This window comes from Halorussus litoreus (genome assembly GCF_003382685.1).
Taxonomy (GTDB): Archaea; Halobacteriota; Halobacteria; order Halobacteriales; family Haladaptataceae; genus Halorussus; species Halorussus litoreus.
The window spans coordinates 36440-54618 of record NZ_QLVG01000041.1 but is presented as its reverse complement, the minus strand read 5'-3'; the positions used below and the strand labels follow the sequence as shown (position 1 = coordinate 54618).

General features: G+C 63.8%; 12 protein-coding genes, 1 tRNA gene and 1 rRNA gene. 8 read left to right on the top strand and 6 right to left on the bottom strand.

What is annotated here, in order from left to right:
- Entirely contained in the window at positions 1-642 is a 642-nt protein-coding gene (locus DPQ64_RS13215) for an Era-like GTP-binding protein (RefSeq protein ID WP_115864789.1), read from the bottom strand.
- Positions 643-2383: 1741 nt separating this feature from the next.
- On the opposite strand from DPQ64_RS13215, the gene DPQ64_RS13210 reads away from it, so the two are divergent.
- Entirely contained in the window at positions 2384-3925 is a 1542-nt protein-coding gene (locus tag DPQ64_RS13210; protein WP_115864788.1) for a Cdc6/Cdc18 family protein, read from the top strand.
- Between the two features lie 269 nt (positions 3926-4194).
- Here the strand turns inward: DPQ64_RS13210 and DPQ64_RS13205 are convergent, their stop codons facing one another.
- A complete protein-coding gene (locus DPQ64_RS13205; protein ID WP_115864787.1) occupies positions 4195-5082 on the bottom strand; it encodes a S24/S26 family peptidase in 888 nt (295 codons plus the stop codon).
- Positions 5083-5207: 125 nt separating this feature from the next.
- Here DPQ64_RS13205 and DPQ64_RS13200 point away from each other — a divergent pair, with 125 nt between their 5' ends.
- The gene (locus tag DPQ64_RS13200) at positions 5208-6878 is read left to right on the top strand and encodes a DNA-directed DNA polymerase II small subunit (protein WP_115864786.1); all 1671 of its coding nucleotides are present in this window, start codon (positions 5208-5210) and stop codon (positions 6876-6878) included.
- A 101-nt stretch (positions 6879-6979) separates the two neighbouring features.
- Here the strand turns inward: DPQ64_RS13200 and DPQ64_RS13195 are convergent, their stop codons facing one another.
- Positions 6980-7390 carry a GNAT family N-acetyltransferase gene (locus tag DPQ64_RS13195; protein WP_115864785.1) on the bottom strand — a complete coding sequence of 137 codons (411 nt, stop codon included), beginning with the start codon at positions 7388-7390 and terminating at the stop codon, positions 6980-6982.
- 259 nt (positions 7391-7649) lie between these two features.
- On the opposite strand from DPQ64_RS13195, the gene DPQ64_RS13190 reads away from it, so the two are divergent.
- Positions 7650-8828, top strand: a complete 1179-nt coding sequence (locus DPQ64_RS13190; RefSeq protein WP_115864784.1) for an aspartate kinase — start codon at positions 7650-7652, stop codon at positions 8826-8828.
- A 262-nt stretch (positions 8829-9090) separates the two neighbouring features.
- Here DPQ64_RS13190 and DPQ64_RS13185 read toward each other — a convergent pair whose 3' ends face one another.
- On the bottom strand, positions 9091-9462 hold the full coding sequence (locus DPQ64_RS13185; RefSeq protein ID WP_115864783.1) for an STAS/SEC14 domain-containing protein: 372 nt from the start codon (positions 9460-9462) through the stop codon (positions 9091-9093).
- Positions 9463-9856: 394 nt separating this feature from the next.
- Here DPQ64_RS13185 and pheS point away from each other — a divergent pair, with 394 nt between their 5' ends.
- The gene (pheS, locus tag DPQ64_RS13180; protein WP_115864782.1) at positions 9857-11464 is read left to right on the top strand and encodes a phenylalanine--tRNA ligase subunit alpha; all 1608 of its coding nucleotides are present in this window, start codon (positions 9857-9859) and stop codon (positions 11462-11464) included.
- Entirely contained in the window at positions 11464-13191 is a 1728-nt protein-coding gene (gene pheT, locus DPQ64_RS13175; RefSeq protein WP_115864781.1) for a phenylalanine--tRNA ligase subunit beta, read from the top strand. Before pheS ends, pheT begins: the two co-directional genes overlap by 1 nt.
- A gap of 294 nt (positions 13192-13485) precedes the next feature.
- Here the strand turns inward: pheT and DPQ64_RS13170 are convergent, their stop codons facing one another.
- Together DPQ64_RS13170 and DPQ64_RS13165 are read right to left on the bottom strand one after the other, a co-directional pair.
- Positions 13486-14574, bottom strand: a complete 1089-nt coding sequence (locus DPQ64_RS13170; RefSeq protein WP_115864780.1) for a quinone-dependent dihydroorotate dehydrogenase — start codon at positions 14572-14574, stop codon at positions 13486-13488.
- Positions 14575-14608: 34 nt separating this feature from the next.
- Complete coding sequence (locus DPQ64_RS13165; protein ID WP_115798291.1) at positions 14609-14806, bottom strand: hypothetical protein; 198 nt, start codon at positions 14804-14806, stop codon at positions 14609-14611.
- 235 nt (positions 14807-15041) lie between these two features.
- Here DPQ64_RS13165 and DPQ64_RS13160 point away from each other — a divergent pair, with 235 nt between their 5' ends.
- From DPQ64_RS13160 to DPQ64_RS13150, 3 genes are all read left to right on the top strand, one after another.
- Entirely contained in the window at positions 15042-15350 is a 309-nt protein-coding gene (locus tag DPQ64_RS13160; protein ID WP_115864806.1) for a non-histone chromosomal MC1 family protein, read from the top strand.
- A 1053-nt stretch (positions 15351-16403) separates the two neighbouring features.
- Positions 16404-17875: ribosomal RNA gene (locus tag DPQ64_RS13155) — 16S ribosomal RNA — on the top strand.
- Positions 17876-18025: 150 nt separating this feature from the next.
- Positions 18026-18097 (top strand) — tRNA-Ala (locus DPQ64_RS13150).
- Positions 18098-18179 lie beyond the last annotated feature (82 nt).

Genomic DNA, 18179 nt, shown 5'->3' with positions numbered 1-18179 from the left:
TCACCCGAAGTACTCCGCGATCTTCTCGTACACTTCGTCCATGTTGTCGCCCTCCAGCGCCGACAGCGGGATGGTCTCGTGTTGCGGGAAGGCGTTCTGGATGCGCTGGACGCTCGACTCCTCGAGGTCGGTCTTGTTGGCGAGGATGAGAACCGGCAGGTCCTGGCTCTCGATGATGCCGATGAGCATGGTGTTGACCTGCGTGAACGGATCGGTCGTGCTGTCGAGTACGTAGATGACCCCGTCGACGTCCTCGCGGAGCCAGTGCATCGCCTCCGCGACGCCCTCGGTGGCCTCGCGGGACCGACGCACGGCGTCGTCTTTCTCCATGTCGTGGTCGAGGAACTCCTCGTAGTCGACCTTCGTCGTCACGCCCGGCGTGTCCACGATGTCGATGGTCACGGTCTTGCCGTTGCGCTCGATCTCGACGTCTTCTTTCCGGCGGGCCCGCCGGGTTTCGTGTGGAATGTGACTCTCGGGCCCGACGGCGTCGCCGGTCCAATCGCGAGCGATGCGGTTGGCGAGGGTCGTCTTGCCGGCGTTTGGCGGGCCGTAGATGCCGATACGCTTTGGCTCCTGTGCGGAGAAGAGCTTGTCCGTCACGCGGGAAACGCTGTCTTTCAGGTTCGTGAACAATCCCATCCTTTCCTCCCAGACCCCACTATCGGCGACTGGGGCCGGTATTGGGGCTGTTGCGCGAACAGTTATACCCCATCTACTTAAACCTACGTCAGACGTTGCGCAATAGAAACCTCCCGAAAGCGGTGGTGAGCGGCGTTACCCGGGAATGAGAGCGTTCGAGTTGCGAATCATCTTTCGTCAGTAGTTGCCTTTCGAGCCAGGAGTTGCCTTTCGGTTCGAGGGTTGCCCCACGGGTCGAGAATTGCCTCACTGGTCAGGGGTCGCGAGCGATTCGGGAAACGTAGATCGAACGGTGATGAAAATCAGATGATCGATTGGTTGTGACTCTTCGGATGTCTGCACTCGAACTCCGGTCGTCTGGACTCGAACCGTCCAGCGTACGGCGGATTTCCACTTGAAATGGAGGGGTGGCGGTCGTGGTGTGGTGTAGGGATGGTCGGAAGGTAGCAGCTCGAGTAGGGGTGGACGTGCGACGTTTGGGGGAGTATGAGACGGTTGGGACGGTGGTTGCGTGGCAGTTCGAAAGCCGAGTGAGTAGTTTCTTGGCTGAGTGTGACAGGCCGTCGAGACGTGACAAAATCAGATCTACAACGGTAGTCGTGGAAAGTGGGGAGTCGAGGTGGCTGTAATCGTCGAAACGATGAAACGGGAGGGGTATCGAGAACTAGTCACGGGATATCGAACAACGTAGGTCGGTTATTTGGAGAACGGAACCGCCGGTCGGCTGTTGGTCGCTGATCGGTTGTTGGTCGGTCGTTAGTCGGTGATTGGGGTAACCCCGGGACCCCCACCCCTTTGTTTCGGGTGGAGTCGGGTGACGGTGGGAGTGGGAGTAGAGGCACGTCCGTTTTAGACGTAATTTCACACTCCACCCACCAACATAAAACGGACCTTGTTGGTTTACGGATATCATTCTATGCCTGTTGTAATAAAGCTTCGTGTTCCTAGAGGGTCACCCCACCCACCCCGCCGTTCCTCCGTTCCACCCGAAACGAAGGGGTGGGAGGGGTGCCTGTTCTCGCCATCCCCGATCTCCCACCGAGAAACCCCGTCCCGTCTCGCAGATTACGGTGCTATCGCGGTTTCAGTCGGTAGATTGGCCGCTGCTTCTTCGTTTCTACCGCGGAGGCCGCCACGAAAAAGTCCGATTCTTGTCAAATCCAGCACTTTTCAGCGAATTCTGTCGATTCGCTTCAGCCCGAGATATTGCCTCGACAGTCGCGAACGAACTACTGCTGGTAACTTTCCTTGACAATCCACCTGAAACGTGGGGGTTCCGCTAGTTTGCACATCGACGTCGGCTGGTGAACCGTCTCCTATCGTAGTGTGATTCGTCTACCGTGATGGGTCGCCGTTCAGCGCGATGATGGATCACCGTTCAACGAAACGTGGTGAGTAACTGTCGGTAGAACGTGATGTAGACGAGTTCGTCGACGCGAAAGCACCCTCTTCGTTCGTCCAGTTGGTCCACACTCGGGAGTTATGCGGGGGCTGTATCGAGCCGAAACACACCGTGAAGCGCCCTCACGCTCTTCTCGACGGCTTTCCGCGGGCTCGACCCCCGTCAGAGGTAAAAGAAGAAAGAGTTTAATACCCTGCTGGACCTTTGGTTCTCCTGCATCAACTGGACGCGCTCGCCAGTTCTCTCACGGGACACCCCGACGCCCTATTCGGGTTTTGGGGCGAATTGCTGCGCGCGTCGCGCGTCTTCCACCTGAAACGCAGGGGTCGAAACGAACGCATGACAGACGAAAACACCCAACGGACGGACGACGGGTTCGACGCCAGCTCCGGCGATAGCTTCGACAACTCCGGCGAAAGCTTCGACAACGTCGATCTGGACGACGTGGTCTTCGACGACGAGGAGGACGACGATCAGGGGCTGTTCGACGACCTGTTGTCCGGCGAACCGATATTCGAGAACAAGGAGGTCCTCCGCCCGTCGTACACGCCCCACGAGCTTCCCCATCGGAAGGACCAGATCAACAACATGGCGACGATTCTGGTCGCCGCGCTCCGCGGGGAGACGCCCTCGAACATCCTCATCTACGGCAAGACCGGCACTGGCAAGACGGCCAGCGCGAAGTTCGTGAGCAAAGAACTCGAGTCGACCTCCCAGAAGTACGACGTCCCCTGCAACGTCGAGTACATCAACTGCGAGGTGACCGACACCCAGTACCGCGTGCTCGCACAACTCGCCAACAAGTTCATCGAGAGCAACCGCGAGCGCGTGGGCGACCGCATCGACGAACTCGAAGCGCTCCGCGAGAAGGCCGCAGATTCCTCGGACGCCACTGACTCTGCGGATGCCACGACGAGCCTCGCCGACACGGAGTTCGACGCGCCCGAGGAGATCGCCGCGCGCGTAGACGAACTAGAAGACGACCGCGACGAGATGGAGTCGGTGCCCATGACCGGCTGGCCGACCGACCGGGTGTACAACACGTTCTTCGAGGCGGTCGACTACGAGGAGCGCGTGGTCGTCATCATGCTCGACGAGATCGACAAGCTGGTCGAGAAGTCGGGCGACGACACCCTGTACAACCTCTCGCGGATGAACTCCGAACTCGAGAACTCCCGGGTGTCGATCATCGGCATCTCGAACGACCTGAAGTTCACCGACTTCCTCGACCCCCGCGTGAAGTCCTCGCTCGGCGAGGAGGAGATCGTCTTCCCACCGTACGACGCCAACCAGCTCCGGGACATCCTGCAACACCGCGCGGAAGTCGCGTTCAAATCCGACGCGCTCTCGGACGACGTGATTCCGCTCTGCGCCGCGTTCGCCGCCCAGGAGCACGGTGACGCCCGGCGCGCGCTCGACCTCCTGCGGACCGCGGGCGAACTCGCCGAGCGCGATCAGGCCGAGGGGGTCAGCGAGGGCCACGTTCGGAAGGCTCAGGAGAAGATCGAACTCGACCGCGTGGTCGAGGTGGTCCGGACGCTGCCCACCCAATCGAAGCTCGTCCTGTTCTCGATCATCTCGCTGGAGAAGAACGGCGTCCACAACATCAACACGGGCGAGGTGTACAACATCTACAAGCGCCTCTGCGAGGAGATCGACGCCGACGTGCTGACCCAGCGCCGGGTGACCGACCTCATCAGCGAACTCGACATGCTCGGCATCGTCAACGCGGTGGTCGTCTCGAAGGGTCGGTACGGCCGCACGAAGGAAATCTCGCTCTCGGTTCCCATCGACGAGACCGAAGCCGTGCTGATGTCGGACTCCCGACTCGGCGACATCGAGAGCGTCCAGCCGTTCGTGCAGGCGCGGTTCGACAACTGACTGTACTGGAGTCCTGCTGGTGTGGAATCGAGGTCCTGATTCTCGTAACGAGGAGGTCTGCGAGTCGTTCGACCCGAAACGGGGGGCCGAATCGCGGCAGTGAACCAGCAGTCCATCTGAAACGAGGGGGCCGCCAAAGTCGGGAAGGGCCAAGGTCGGGAAGGGCGTCGTCGGAGTCGAGAAGGGCGTCTGAGCCGGAAGGAACCTTCCGGCTCAGACGCCCAGCGACGAAGCAGAAAAACCGAGTTACACCGGAGCAGAGAGACGACCTACGCCGCGGCGGGAGACGGGTTCACGACGCCGGCAGGGCCGAGGCCGGGCGCGAGCGACGCCGCGCCGGAGAACTTCAGGCGGACCCAGCCGAGCCACGGCACGCGGACCTCGGCGGTTCCGCGGACCCAACTCGGCTTGACCGGGCTGCTGATGTCCCCGAGGCGCGACGACGCCTGATCGTAGAAGCCGTTGTTGTCCCCCTTCGTGATGAACCCAGCGTGAGGAGCCGGACAGTTGGATAGCTCTTGACAGTTGCCTGCGCCGATGTACTGCTGGTCGGCCTCGTCGTACCAGTTCTCGCCCTCCTCGACCCAGAATATCGCGCGATGGATTATCGGCGTCTCGTAGGACTTCCCGTCCGGTTTGTACACGATCACGTCACCGGGATTGTTGAACTTGTTGTACCCAGCGTCCGCTCCCGCGTGGGCGGTGACGATCCCGGTATCACCCTGGGCGGCCTCGGGCGCGAGTCGACCTTCCTCCATGATGAACACGAGATCGCCCTTCTGCATGTGGGGCTCCATGCTCCCGCTTTCGATGGCGACCATCGGGGGCCAGACGCCGCTGATGGCGAACAGCACCAGCCCGATAACGAGCACGATGGCCGCGCTGCTCAGCATCTCGCGGACGAACACGACCGCGCCGTGCTCGCTGTTGCGGAAGCGGCGCACGAGCGCGAGCGGGCCGATCCCCGCGTCGGCCTGCTCGCCGCCGTCAGGATACTGCGGGTTCGGAGCGGACTCGGGATCGTCGGTCCCGAACTCGTGCGTCGGGCGCTCGCTGTCGTCGGGGGGCCGGTCCGAAGAGGAGAGAGACCCGTCGGTCGCCTCGTCGCCGTCCGGCGCGGCGTCGTCAGAAGATGACCCGTCTCGGGGAGAACTCATCGAACTTCCCTTGCCGTTCCGAGGTTGTCAATTTTCCGGGTGCGGGTCGACCGACGAGTAGGCGACTCGCCATCCCGGAGATACGCTCCGCTACGCTTTTGACGGCCCCCGGAAATGTGTGTACCGTGCCGTTGGAGACCCCCGCACGCATCGTCGGCGAACTCACGAGCAAGGGTTACAACGCCGACCGCGAGGCGGTGACGCTCCTCGCGGGGGCTGACGACCCCGACGCCGCGCTCGAAGCGGCCGTCGAGCGCGCGCCCGAGGACGCGCTGAAGCTCTCGGCCGACCACGTCGAACGTGTCCTCGACGAAATCGCGCGGTCCGGGGAAGCGACGACCCCGGTTTCTACTGGACAGGGAAACGGAGCTACGTCGGGTGAAACGAGGGGGTCTCCATCAGAAACGAAGGGGGTCGGGAAAGCGAACGGGGTCGAACACGGGAATCGAGCGACGCAGGACGCAAACGCGGACCCGGATTCGGGCCCGGGCCCAGACTCGGACTCGGACGCAGACCCGGACGGCGGCGTCACTGACGTTACGCGGCCCGAAGAGTCGGTTCGGGACCCGAACTTCGACGCCCGCTCGCTCAACGTTGCCGGCGACGTGACCGGCCAGAGCACGGGGACCGGGGAGTACGAGGACTTCGTGAGCGTGTTCCGCGACCGGTTCAAGCGCCTCAGCGGACAGTTGCGCGGCCGGGTCAACGCTCGGCCCACTTCGGCGGTCGCGGAGATGCCCGGCGGGGGCGAAACCGCCATCGTCGGGATGATAAGCGACATCCGCTCGACAGCCAGCGGGCACTGGCTGATCGAACTGGAGGACACCAGTGGAACCTACCCCTGCCTCGTCATGAAAGACCGGGAGTTCGCCGGGCTGGTCGAGGAACTGCTCCACGACGAGGTGATCGCGGTGGAGGGCACCCTCTCGGACGACAACGGCGACGGGGACGGCATCCTGTTCGTGGACTCGATGCACTTCCCGGACGTACCCCGGACGTACAAGCCCTCGACCGCGGACCGACACGTGCAGGCCGCGCTCGTCAGCGACGTTCACGTCGGGAGTCAGGAGTTCATGGCCGACGCGTGGTCGACGTTCGCCGACTGGCTCCACACGGCGGAGGCCGACGCGGTCGAGTACCTCCTCATCGCGGGCGACATGGTCGAGGGCGTCGGTGTCTACCCCAATCAGGACGAGGAGCTCGACATCGTCGACATCTACGAGCAGTACGAGGCGTTCTCGGAGTATCTCAAGGAGGTGCCCGGCGACATGGAGATCCTCATGATTCCGGGCAACCACGACGCGGTACGGCTCGCCGAACCCCAACCCGGCTTCGACGAGGAGCTCCGGGACATCATGTCGGTCCACGACGCCCGCATCTCCGGGAACCCTTCGACGGTGACCGTCGAGGGCGTGGACATCCTGATGTACCACGGGGTCTCGCTCGACGAGGTCATCGCCGAGCTCCCGGACGACAAGGCCAGCTACGACGAGCCACACAAGGCGATGTACCAGCTCCTGAAGAAGCGCCACGTCGCGCCCCAGTTCGGCGGCAAGACCCGGCTCGCGCCCGAGGAGGAGGACTACCTCGTGATGGACGACGTGCCGGACGTGTTCCACACCGGCCACGTCCACAAGCTCGGCTGGGGCAAGTACCACAACGTGCTGGCGGTCAACTCCGGCTGCTGGCAGGAACAGACCGCGTTCCAGAAGTCCGTGAACATCGACCCGGACGCGGGGTTCGCGCCAATCCTCGACCTCGACACGCTGGACATGACGGTCCGGCAGTTCAGCTAGTCCGATCCCCGTTCGGTCGGTGAGAACTCCAGCGCGCCCGAATCTCCACCTGAAACGAGGGGGTTGGAGGGTTCGGACTCCCGTGCGGTCGGATCGAACGTTCAGGCCTCAGTCGGACCGAGTCGGTACTCGACGGTCCGACCACCGTCGAACCGCGGACCGGTACCGACCCGGTCGAACCCCGCGCTCTCGACGATGTCTGCCGTCGCGGTTTCGGACTCGGGGACCAGCACCTCGACGCTCATTCCCTCCTTCCGTGCGAACCGAACCGGTTCGTCGAGCAGGCGCTCGCGCGCGTCTCGCGAGCCACGGAGGTAGGTGACGCGGACTGTGCCCGGCATCGCGTCGAAGCCGACGAAGCCGACGACCTCCGAATCGTCGTCCGACTCGCTCTCTCGCTCGGCAACCCGGACCGTCCGGTCGTGGACCACGTTTCGCATCACCTCGGCGGGCGCGCTGGCGAGGTCGCCGAGTGCTTCGCCGTCCGCCTCCACTGCGTCACGGACTCGCATTCGTTACGTATTCGAGCGGGAGAGAAGTTAAAGGCCGCGGGGCAACCACCGATCATTCGGACGGTCGCGGTCGGGACAGTGGTGGACCATCGCGGTCGGAAAACCGAGCGGCGGAAGCCGGGCCGCGGTCGGCAAGCTTCTCAGACATGAAAGCAGTTATCACCGCCCCACAGCTACCCTCTCCCATGGACGAGTCTCGCACGTGGGGGTCCCCGAATCCGCGGAACGTACGGCAGAGCGCGGCGATGCAGGTGGTACGATGCGCGTAGTGGCCAAGTTCGGCGGCACCAGCCTCGGCAGCGGCGACCGGATCAACCGCGCGGCCGACTCCATCGCCGACGCGGTGGCGCAGGGCAACGAGATCGCGGTGGTCGCCAGCGCGATGGGCAACACCACCGACGAACTCCTCGAGGAGATCGAGTTCGACGTCGAGGGCTCCGACCGCGCCGAGATCGTCAGCATGGGCGAGCGCACCAGCGTCCGGATGCTGAAGGCCGCGCTCGCGGCCCGCGGGGTCGAAGCCGTCTTCCTCGAACCGGGCAGCGAGCGCTGGCCGGTGTTCACCGACGGGCGCGGCGAGGTCGACGTCGAGCGCACTCGCGAGGCGGCCGCCGAACTCGCGGCGGAACTCGACGACGTGGTGCCAGTCATCACCGGTTTCCTCGCGGAGGGCCCCGACGGCGGCGTCACCACGCTGGGCCGCGGCGGCTCGGACACCACCGCGGTGATGCTCGGCAACTACATGGACGCCGACGAGGTCGTCATCGTGACCGACGTGGAGGGCGTGATGACCGGCGACCCACACGTGGTGGAGGGCGCGCGAAACGTGGCCGAGATCTCGGTCGACGAACTCCGGAACCTCTCGTTCCGCGGTGCGGAGGTGGTCGCGCCCAGCGCGCTCTCGTACAAGGACGGCGACCTCGACGTGCGCGTGGTCCACTACCAGCACGGCGACCTGCTGGCCGGTGGCACCGATGTCGTGGGCGAGTTCGAGAACCTCATCGACATGCGCGAGAAGCCGCTGGCGTGCCTCACGGTCGCGGGCCGAGCCATCCGGAACCGGCCGGGCATCCTGCAGGAGCTCTCGACCGCGCTCGGTGACAGCGACATCAACGTCGACGCGGTCGCCAGCGGGATGGACTCGGTCACCTTCTACGTGGACCAGGACGTGGCCGAGCGCGCCGAGAACATCCTCCACCAGGAGGTCATCTCGGTCGACTCGCTGTCGAGCGTCACGGTGAACGACGACGTGGCTGTCGTCCGCGTGATGGGCGGGAAACTGCCAAACCAGCCGGGCGTCATCCGGAACTTCGTCGACCCGCTCTCGGACGCCGGCATCAACATCCACGACCTGATCACCAGCGCGACCAGCGTCGCGGTGTTCGTCGCGTGGGACGACCGCGAGGAGACGCTGAAAATCATCCAAGAGGAGTTCTGACACGAACTTTTGTTGCGGTCCGCGCATGAACGCGCTCCCTTACAAAAGCTCGACCAAAACTACGGCGTCACCCTCTCAGACGCATCGACCGAGGCGGCGCAGCTATCTCGGTCGATGCGTCTGAGAGGGTGACTTGGGCCGCTCGCTCGTCGCTATCGCTCCTCGCTCGCGGTACAACTACTCTTGGGCGCATCTCCGGCGCGCTGCTGTGGCGGAGTAGACGAATGAGTTCGTCAATAGAATGGACTTTCGGGAGGCCGGTTCAGTTGCGCGCCCACTCCAGCGCTTCGCCGAGGTCCTCGGACTCGTAGGTCTCGATGTCGTCGGGGAGCTTGCTGCTGATGGCCATCGACTTGGTCTTCCGCGCGACGATGGCCCACCGGTCGACGCCGTGGTCGAGTCCGAGCGCGCCCGCCTCGCTGACGGTGTCGAACGTGTCGTTGTCGAAGTGGTCGTCGGCGTCGAGGTGGAGGACGTGGGTGTCGACCTCGTTGTCGGAGATGAGCGGCGTCCAGTTCTCGACGATGGCCTTTCCCTCCTCGGGAGTGATGTCGCCGTGGTACTCGATGAGCGTGAAGTTGTTCTCGACCTTCATCGTCCAGTTCTCGGATTCGGCTCCGCTGATTTGCTTCATGATATCGGTTCTAACTACACCCAGAACTCCGTATATATCTTTCGTTATGGGATTATAACCAATAAAAATAGTCGAGGCTTGGTTGAATGTTGTGGGCCCGAAACGTTTTTCATCGGTGACACACAACTGATGAGTATGCCATCCGAACCTCGGTCCGGTGGTAGCGCCCGTCAGCCACGCGACTCGACCGCGGCGGGGTTCGGCTTCTTCTTCGCGTCCTGACCGGGCGGCGGACTCCCGGGCGACGGCTTCGACCGGGACGAAATCGCTCGCGCGCGGTCGCCGATTAGCGATTCGACGGCGGATCTGCCGAGTTCGGCAGATCCGCCGGCCGCGCTTCAGAAACGATAAACGGGCGCACGGGGACGTAACGAACAACGAGCATCCGACGTACATGAGACTACCCGAATCACAGGTCGCGGTCCTGCAGGCCGCGAGCGCGAACGAGGCACAGACCATCGAACGACTGGCCGAGGAGGCCGATCTGAAACCCGAGACGGTGACCGGCGCGGCCTTCGAGTTGGAGTCGAAGGGCCTCCTCGACGTTGCCGAGTCGGCCGAGGAGACGGTCGAATTGACGGAAGAAGGCCGGGAGTACGCCGGCGAGGAGCTGCCCGAGGTCCGGCTCTATCGGGCCGCACTCGACGCCGGAGCAGACGAGACCCCGGCCCAGATGGGACAGATCATCGGCCGGTCCGGGCTGGAGGGGCCGGCGGTCGACATCGCGCTGTCGAACTACGCGAGGAAAGGGTACGGCACCATCGAGAGCGGTGAGATCACCGCCACCCCGGACGCCGACCCCGACAGCGACGCCGAGGCTGCGGCGCTCGGTTCCCTCTCGGCCGCGGACGGTGGCGAGTCGGGCGATTCCGCTGACGAGTCGGCGGACGCCGCGGCGTCCGCCGACTCGCCAGCATCCATCGCGGACGACACAGCGTCCGTCGCGGACGAGGACACCCTCGACCAGCTGGAGAGCCGGGGCCTCGTCGAGCGCAGCGAGTCCACCGTCCGCTCGGTGACGCTCACCGACGAGGGCGTGACCGCGCTGATGGAGGGCGTCGAGGCGGCCGCAACCGTGGGTCAGCTCACGCCAGAGATGCTGACTACCGGCGCGTGGGAGGAGGTGGAGTTCGCCGAGTACAACGTCGAGGCCGACGCAGAGCGCGTCGACGGCGGGAAGACCCACATCCTGCGACAGACCGCGAACCGCGTGAAGGACACCCTCGTCGGCATGGGCTTCGAGGAGATGGAGGGCCCGCACGCCGACGCCGAGTTCTGGATCAACGACTGCCTGTTCATGCCGCAGGACCACCCCGCGCGGACCCACTGGGACCAGTTCGCGCTAGAGAACCCCCGGTCGATGGCAGAGGAGGCCGCCGACTTCCCCGAGAAGTTGGTCGAGCGCGTGAAGGACGCCCACCTGAACGGCGTCGGCGAGGACGGTGACGGCTACCACTCGCCGTGGACCGAGGAGGTCGCGCGGGGCATCGACCTCCGGGGCCACACCACCTCGCTGTCGATGCGGTACCTCTCGGGTCACGAGGTCGGCGAGCTAGAGCCGCCTCAGCGGTTCTTCAGCGTCGAGAAGGTGTACCGCAACGACACGCTCGACCCGACCCACCTGCTGGAGTTCTTCCAGATCGAGGGCTGGGTGATGGCCGAGGACCTGTCGGTCCGTGACCTGATGGGCACCTTCGAGGAGTTCTACGCCCAGTTCGGCATCACCGACATCGAGTTCAAGCCCCACTACAACCCGTACACGGAGCCGAGCTTCGAGCTGTTCGGCACCCACCCGACCACGGGCGAGATGGTCGAGATCGGGAACTCGGGCATGTTCCGCGAGGAGGTGCTCGAACCCCTCGGGGTCGACTGCGACGTGATGGCGTGGGGGCTCGCACTGGAGCGCCTGCTCATGCTGATGTACGGCTTCGAAGACATCCGCGACGTCCACGGGACGCTCGCCGACCTCGAACTGCTGCGGGAGACGGAGGTGCTACACTGATGCCAGTCGTCGACGTGAACCCGGACGAACTCCGGGACCTGACCGGCCACGAGGAGAAATCGGACGACGAACTCATCGACGACCTGTTCGCGCTCGGCCTCGAGTTCGAGGGCCGGACCGAGGAGGGCGACCTCCAGTTGGAGTTCGCGCCCGACCGGCTCGACCGGCTCTCGGTCGAGGGCGTCGCGCGCTCGCTGCGCTACCAGTACGGCGACGACCGCGGCATCTACGTCCCCTCGACCAACGACCCCGAGTGGACCATCGAGGTCGACGAGTCGGTGCCCGACGAGCGCCCGTACGTCACCGGCGCGGTGATTCGGGACGTGGACCTCGACGACGACGCGCTCGACTCGCTCATCCAGCTCCAGGAGAAGCTCCACGCGACGATGGGCCGCAAGCGCGCGAAGGGTGCTATCGGCATCCACGATCTGACGATGTTGAAGGGCCGCACGGCCACATCGGAGGGACAGGCCGGTCCCAGAAATACCATCACCTACCGGGGCATCGAGCCCGCTGGCGACCGGTTCGTCCCGCTGGACTCGGACGCCGAGATGACGCCCACGGAGGTCCTGCGGGCGCACCCGACCGGCGAGACGTACGCCGACCTCGTCGCGGAGTACGAGCGCTACCCCGCCATCTACGACGACATCGGGCTGTTCTCGTTCCCGCCGGTCATCAACGGCCGCCGAACCGAGGTCTCGACCGACTCGCGGGACCTGTTCGTCGAGATGACGGGCACCGACCAGTGGACCATCGACCGGATGTGCAACGTGGTCTGTTACGCGCTCGACGCCCGCGGCGCGCAGGTCGAGCGCATCGAGGTCGAGTATCCGGACCGGACGCTTCGGCGACCCGACTTCGAGGTCACGGAGAAGACGGTGACCCACGAGCGCGTCGAGAGCATGCTCGGGGTCGACCTGAGCGCCGAGCGCGTGCTCGACCTGCTGGAGCGGTCGGGTGTCGACGCCGAGACGACGGAAGTGGGTGACGACGAACTGGCCTACGAGGTCGAGATTCCGCCCTACCGCGTGGACGTGCTCCACCCGCTCGACGTGGTCGACGACGTGGGCCGGGCGTACGGCTTCAACGAACTCGAACCGCGCTACCCCGACGTGGGGACGGTCGGCGGTCGTCACGACCGGTCGAAGTTAGAGGACGCGACGCGGAACGTGCTGGTCGGGCTGGGCTTCGAGGACCTGCTCAACTTCCACATGATCAGCGAGGAAGAGAACTTCGACAGGCTTCGAATTACGCCGGAGGGTGACGTGCTCGGTGCCGACGAGCCCGCGACCATCCTCGAACCGTACAGCGAGGACTACACGATGCTTCGGACGTGGGCGCTCCCGTCGCTGCTGATGGTGCTGGAGAACAACACCCACCGGGCGTACCCGCAGGACCTCGCGGAGATCGGCCTCGCCGCGCGGGTCGACGGGAGCGAGGACACCGGCGTCGCCGAGCGCCGGACGGTCGCGGGCGTGCTCGCGCGCCACGACGCCTCCTACGAGGACGCGAAGGGTCGGCTACAGGCGGTCGCGCGCAACTTCGACAAAGATCTCGAAACCCCGGCGACCGACCACCCGACGTTCATCGACGGGCGCGCGGCTGAGGTGGTACTGGACGGTGAGAGGGCTGGTGTTATCGGCGAGGTGCATCCCGAGGTGCTGGTCGAGCACGATCTGGAACTCCCCGTGGCGGCGTTCGAGTTCCGACTGGACGCGCTGGAGTGACGAGTTAGGACTCTGCTGATTTTGGCTGTTTTCTCTCGAATCTTCGCTGGGCAGTTGCATTGCTGTGTGAATGCGGTGTGGTACGGTGCGATTGCGGTGTGGTACGGTTCGGTTGTGGTGTTCCTCTGTCTCGGCAGTAGGTAGGCCAGATACTTTCAGAAAAGCGGACAGAACCACGAAGCTAGCTACTGCTTGCGCCTCGGCGTAACCGCAATCGCACAGCGCCGCTCCGCACGGCACCGCGACCGCGGGCCGCAGACCTCCCCAACGCCTCCTCGCTCACGTCGTTCATCATCACTCCAGGTCCGCGCCGACCGCGTCCTCTACCGAGTCGAAGCCGTCCCGGTCCAAAAGCTCCAACAGCCCCTCGTTGATGTCGCGCGCGATGGCCGGGCCGCGGTAGACGAGCCCGGTGTATAGTTGCACAACGCGTGCGCCCGCGCGTAGTTTCCGGTAGGCGTCCTCGGCGGTGAACACTCCGCCGACGCCGACCACGGGCACGTCCACGCGCTCGGCGACGAATCGGACCATCTCGGTCGCGCGCGGTTCGATTGGCTTGCCCGAGAGGCCGCCCTCCTCCGCGCGGTTGTAGCTCCGGAGCGAGTCGGGCCGATCTGTCGTCGTGTTCGTGGCGATGACGCCGTCGAGGTCGAGTTCGGTCACGATGTCGAGCGCGTCCTCGACCGCGGGATCGGGGAGGTCGGGCGAGAGCTTCACGAGGAGGGGACTCGCGCCCGCGTCGACCAGTTCGCCGAGGATGGCCTCCATCGACTCGCGGTTCTGGAGGTCGCGGAACCCCTCGGAGTTGGGGCAGGAGACGTTGACCACGAAGAAGTCACCGCCGTCGGCCACCTGCTCGTAGGTGTCGCGGTAGTCCGCGGGCGCGTCCTCGACCCCGACGTGCTCGGTCTTGGCGAGGTTGACCCCGACGGGAACGTCGACGGTCGCGTTGCCGGGTGCGTCGTTTGTGGCGGCGTTCGTCGCGGCGAGGCGCTCGCCGACCGCGTCCGCGCCGTGGTTGTTCAAGCCCATGCGGTTGACGATGCCCTCGTCCTCGCGCAGGCGGAACATCCGCGGGCGAGCGTTCCCGGACTGGGGATCGGCCGTGACGCCGCCGACTTCCACGTGGCCGAAGCCGAGGCTCCCCAGCAGCGAGGGCACCTCCGCGTTCTTGTCGAAGCCGGCGGCGACGCCAACGGGGTTGGCGAACCGCTGGCCGAACGCCTCGACTGCGAGTCGGTCGTCGTCGACCTCGTATCTCGCGCGCAGCGCGTCTTCGATGGGAGTGCCCTGTGCAGCTTTCATTCCGGCGTGGATCGTGCCGTGTGCTGTCTCTGCCGGGAGTGAGAACAACAGCGGTCTGACTAACTCGTATGCGTTCATCGGTGGGCGACCGCGTTCGGTAGGAAGCTCCTCTCTAGAACTCGTGTTCGACCTCGTCCTTGTCGGCCTTCTGGATGATGATCTTGTCCTCCCTGACGCGCACGAACACCTCGTCGCCAATGTCCATGCCAGCGACGGCGAGTTCGTCTTCGTGCAGGTTGATGTGGACGTTGTGGTACTCACCGTCCTCGCCTTTCGCGCCACTGGGGCTGAGCTTCTTTTTCCGTACCATCGCGGTATCGTGCGCGTACGTTCGCCCCAGATTGTACTTAAGTGTTTTCTACCGGTCGGTCGGCGCGATCCGCGCGCCATCCGCGAACACCGGGAAATCGGGCGAGAAACTGCGTGTTTCGGCGAGAAAACCGGCCGACGACGAGTCCTATACATAAGGTTTCCGGCCAAAACGGCTCATCTCGGCGATATATTTATAATGGGGCCTGTGCTGGGTTGGCATGGAGGAGAAAATCATGGTACGTGAGGACGGTAAGCGGAACTTCGCGCTTCGAGAATCGAGCGGTGACGAGAGTAGTGTCTTCTCAGGCAACACTCCCCGACAGGCTGCACTCAAAGCGGCCCGACGACTCGATCCGGCGTCGTCCGAGGACGCTGCCGATCCGACGGAGATCAAGCTCCGCGAGAAAGGCACCGACAAGGTCCACATCTACGAGGGCTGGGCGTGGCACGAGCAAGCGCCCGACGACAAGCCCGACTGGATGCCCGACGAGATAACGGAGGCCAACGTCTCCAAGCAGGGCATCGAACACCTCGATGAGTAGGCGGGCGGAGACCACCTCTCACACGTTTTCGTCGTCCTCGCGGTGACTCCGAACGGAAGCGATTATTGAGTTGCGTCGCGATGAACTACGTGCGCGGGCAACACGCGCCGCGACCACGCGCACGACGCGCAGGATGACCGGCTCGTTCTCCTCCCGTGCGACATTCGAGACTTCGAGCGACATCCACTGTTCGTAAGCTTCCACTCGTAGGGCTGGAATCGCCGGACGTGAATGGCACGTCATCGCACCCCGAAGACGGTTCGGTCCGACGCGTTTAAATATAACCCCGCTACTTCGAATGAGTGCAACGGAGGTCCGGCGGTTCGGGCCTCTTGGCGGTGGCGAGAATCGGCGTCCGCTTCGGACGTCTCTGCCACCGCCCGAGTGAGCATCGATCCGACGCCCTTAAGCGTATGGGGGTACTCGAATTGGATGTCGACGGCGTCCTGCGGTTTCGGACGCCAAACACGCCTCCGATTCGACGCCCTTAAGTGTGAACGGGCATTCGGTTGGTAATGCGAACGGCGCCCCAACGGTGGGGCGCTCACGACGCGACCAATCCAATGCCCTTAAGTCTGTAGGGGTGTTCGGATTGGGTGGCGGCGGCGTCCTGCGATTTCGGACGTTCGCCACACGCCCAATCCGACGCCCTTAAGTGTACAAGGGTACTCGGATTGGATGTGACGAGCCTTCGGGGGTCTTCCCACCGAAGGACGAGCGCGGTTCGACGCCCTTAAGTAATACGGGTGCGTTGAACCAAAAGCGAAGAAAGACACGACGCGATTCGCGGGACGTTCAACTCGTCCCGCGATCTCGGGCCACGAACTGGCTTCGATGGGTTTAAGTCCCATCGAAGACTACGTTCAGGTCCGAAGGAAATGAGGATTCCACCCCTGCGGTCCGCCGTAAACGATGGGATCTGATGTTAGCCCTGGCAGTTCGGTGACACCCGACCAACGACGCGGTTCGGGGTCGTCGAACTGACGGACCTAGAAGATAGACACGATACATGTGTCTCCGCCAGAAACCCACCGAGCCTTGTGCTCGGCAACCATTCCGGTTGATCCTGCCGGAGGCCATTGCTATCGGAGTCCGCTTTAGCCATGCTAGTCGCACGGGTTTAGACCCGTGGCAGATAGCTCAGTAACACGTGGCCAAACTGCCCTATGGATCGTGATAACCTCGGGAAACTGAGGCTAATCGCGAATAAGGCTCCCTCTCTTGAATGAAGGGAGCTGGAAACGCTCCGGCGCCATAGGATGTGGCTGCGGCCGATTAGGTAGACGGTGGGGTAACGGCCCACCGTGCCGATAATCGGTACGGGTTGTGAGAGCAAGAGCCCGGAGACGGATTCTGAGACAAGAATCCGGGCCCTACGGGGCGCAGCAGGCGCGAAAACTTTACACTGCACGACAGTGCGATAAGGGGACTCCGAGTGCGAGGGCATATAGTCCTCGCTTTTGTACACCGTAAGGTGGTGTACGAATAAGGGCTGGGCAAGACCGGTGCCAGCCGCCGCGGTAATACCGGCAGCCCGAGTGATGGCCGCTATTATTGGGCCTAAAGCGTCCGTAGCTGGCCAGACAGGTCCGTCGGGAAATCCATCCGCTTAACGGATGGGCGTCCGGCGGAAACCAGCTGGCTTGGGGCCGGAAGATCTGAGGGGTACGTCCGGGGTAGGAGTGAAATCCTGTAATCCTGGACGGACCGCCGGTGGCGAAAGCGCCTCAGAAGGACGGACCCGACGGTGAGGGACGAAAGCTAGGGTCACGAACCGGATTAGATACCCGGGTAGTCCTAGCTGTAAACGATGCTCGCTAGGTGTGGCGCTGGCTACGAGCCAGCGCTGTGCCGTAGGGAAGCCGAGAAGCGAGCCGCCTGGGAAGTACGTCCGCAAGGATGAAACTTAAAGGAATTGGCGGGGGAGCACTACAACCGGAGGAGCCTGCGGTTTAATTGGACTCAACGCCGGACATCTCACCAGCTCCGACAGTAGCAGTGACGGTCAGGTTGATGATCTTACCTGAGCTACTGAGAGGAGGTGCATGGCCGCCGTCAGCTCGTACCGTGAGGCGTCCTGTTAAGTCAGGCAACGAGCGAGACCCGCATCCCTAATTGCCAGCAGTACCCTTGTGGTAGCTGGGTACATTAGGGAGACTGCCGCTGCCAAAGCGGAGGAAGGAACGGGCAACGGTAGGTCAGTATGCCCCGAATGAGCTGGGCTACACGCGGGCTACAATGGCCGAGACAGTGGGAAGCCACTCCGAGAGGAGGCGCTAATCTCCTAAACTCGGTCGTAGTTCGGATTGAGGGCTGAAATTCGCCCTCATGAAGCTGGATTCGGTAGTAATCGCGCTTCAGAAGAGCGCGGTGAATACGTCCCTGCTCCTTGCACACACCGCCCGTCAAAGCACCCGAGTGAGGTCCGGATGAGGCCACCGCACGGTGGTCGAATCTGGGCTTCGCAAGGGGGCTTAAGTCGTAACAAGGTAGCCGTAGGGGAATCTGCGGCTGGATCACCTCCTAACGAACGGGATCAGGCCGACGGCCTGACCCACACCTGTCCGTCGCTTCGCGGCGGACGACGAGGGTTCCTCGACGACCTCGACCACTTCGGTGGTCGGGCACCTTCGAACTGCCAGGGCTAACGATTCACACCTCCCCGTCCGGGGAGGGGGCCCATAGCTCAGTGGTAGAGTGCCTCCTTTGCAAGGAGGATGCCCTGGGTTCAAATCCCAGTGGGTCCATATCCCGGATCGGAACGAAACCGCGCCCCTTAAGTGGGTCGCGACGAAACGTTCTGGTCCGGAAGACCGATGCACCACTCCG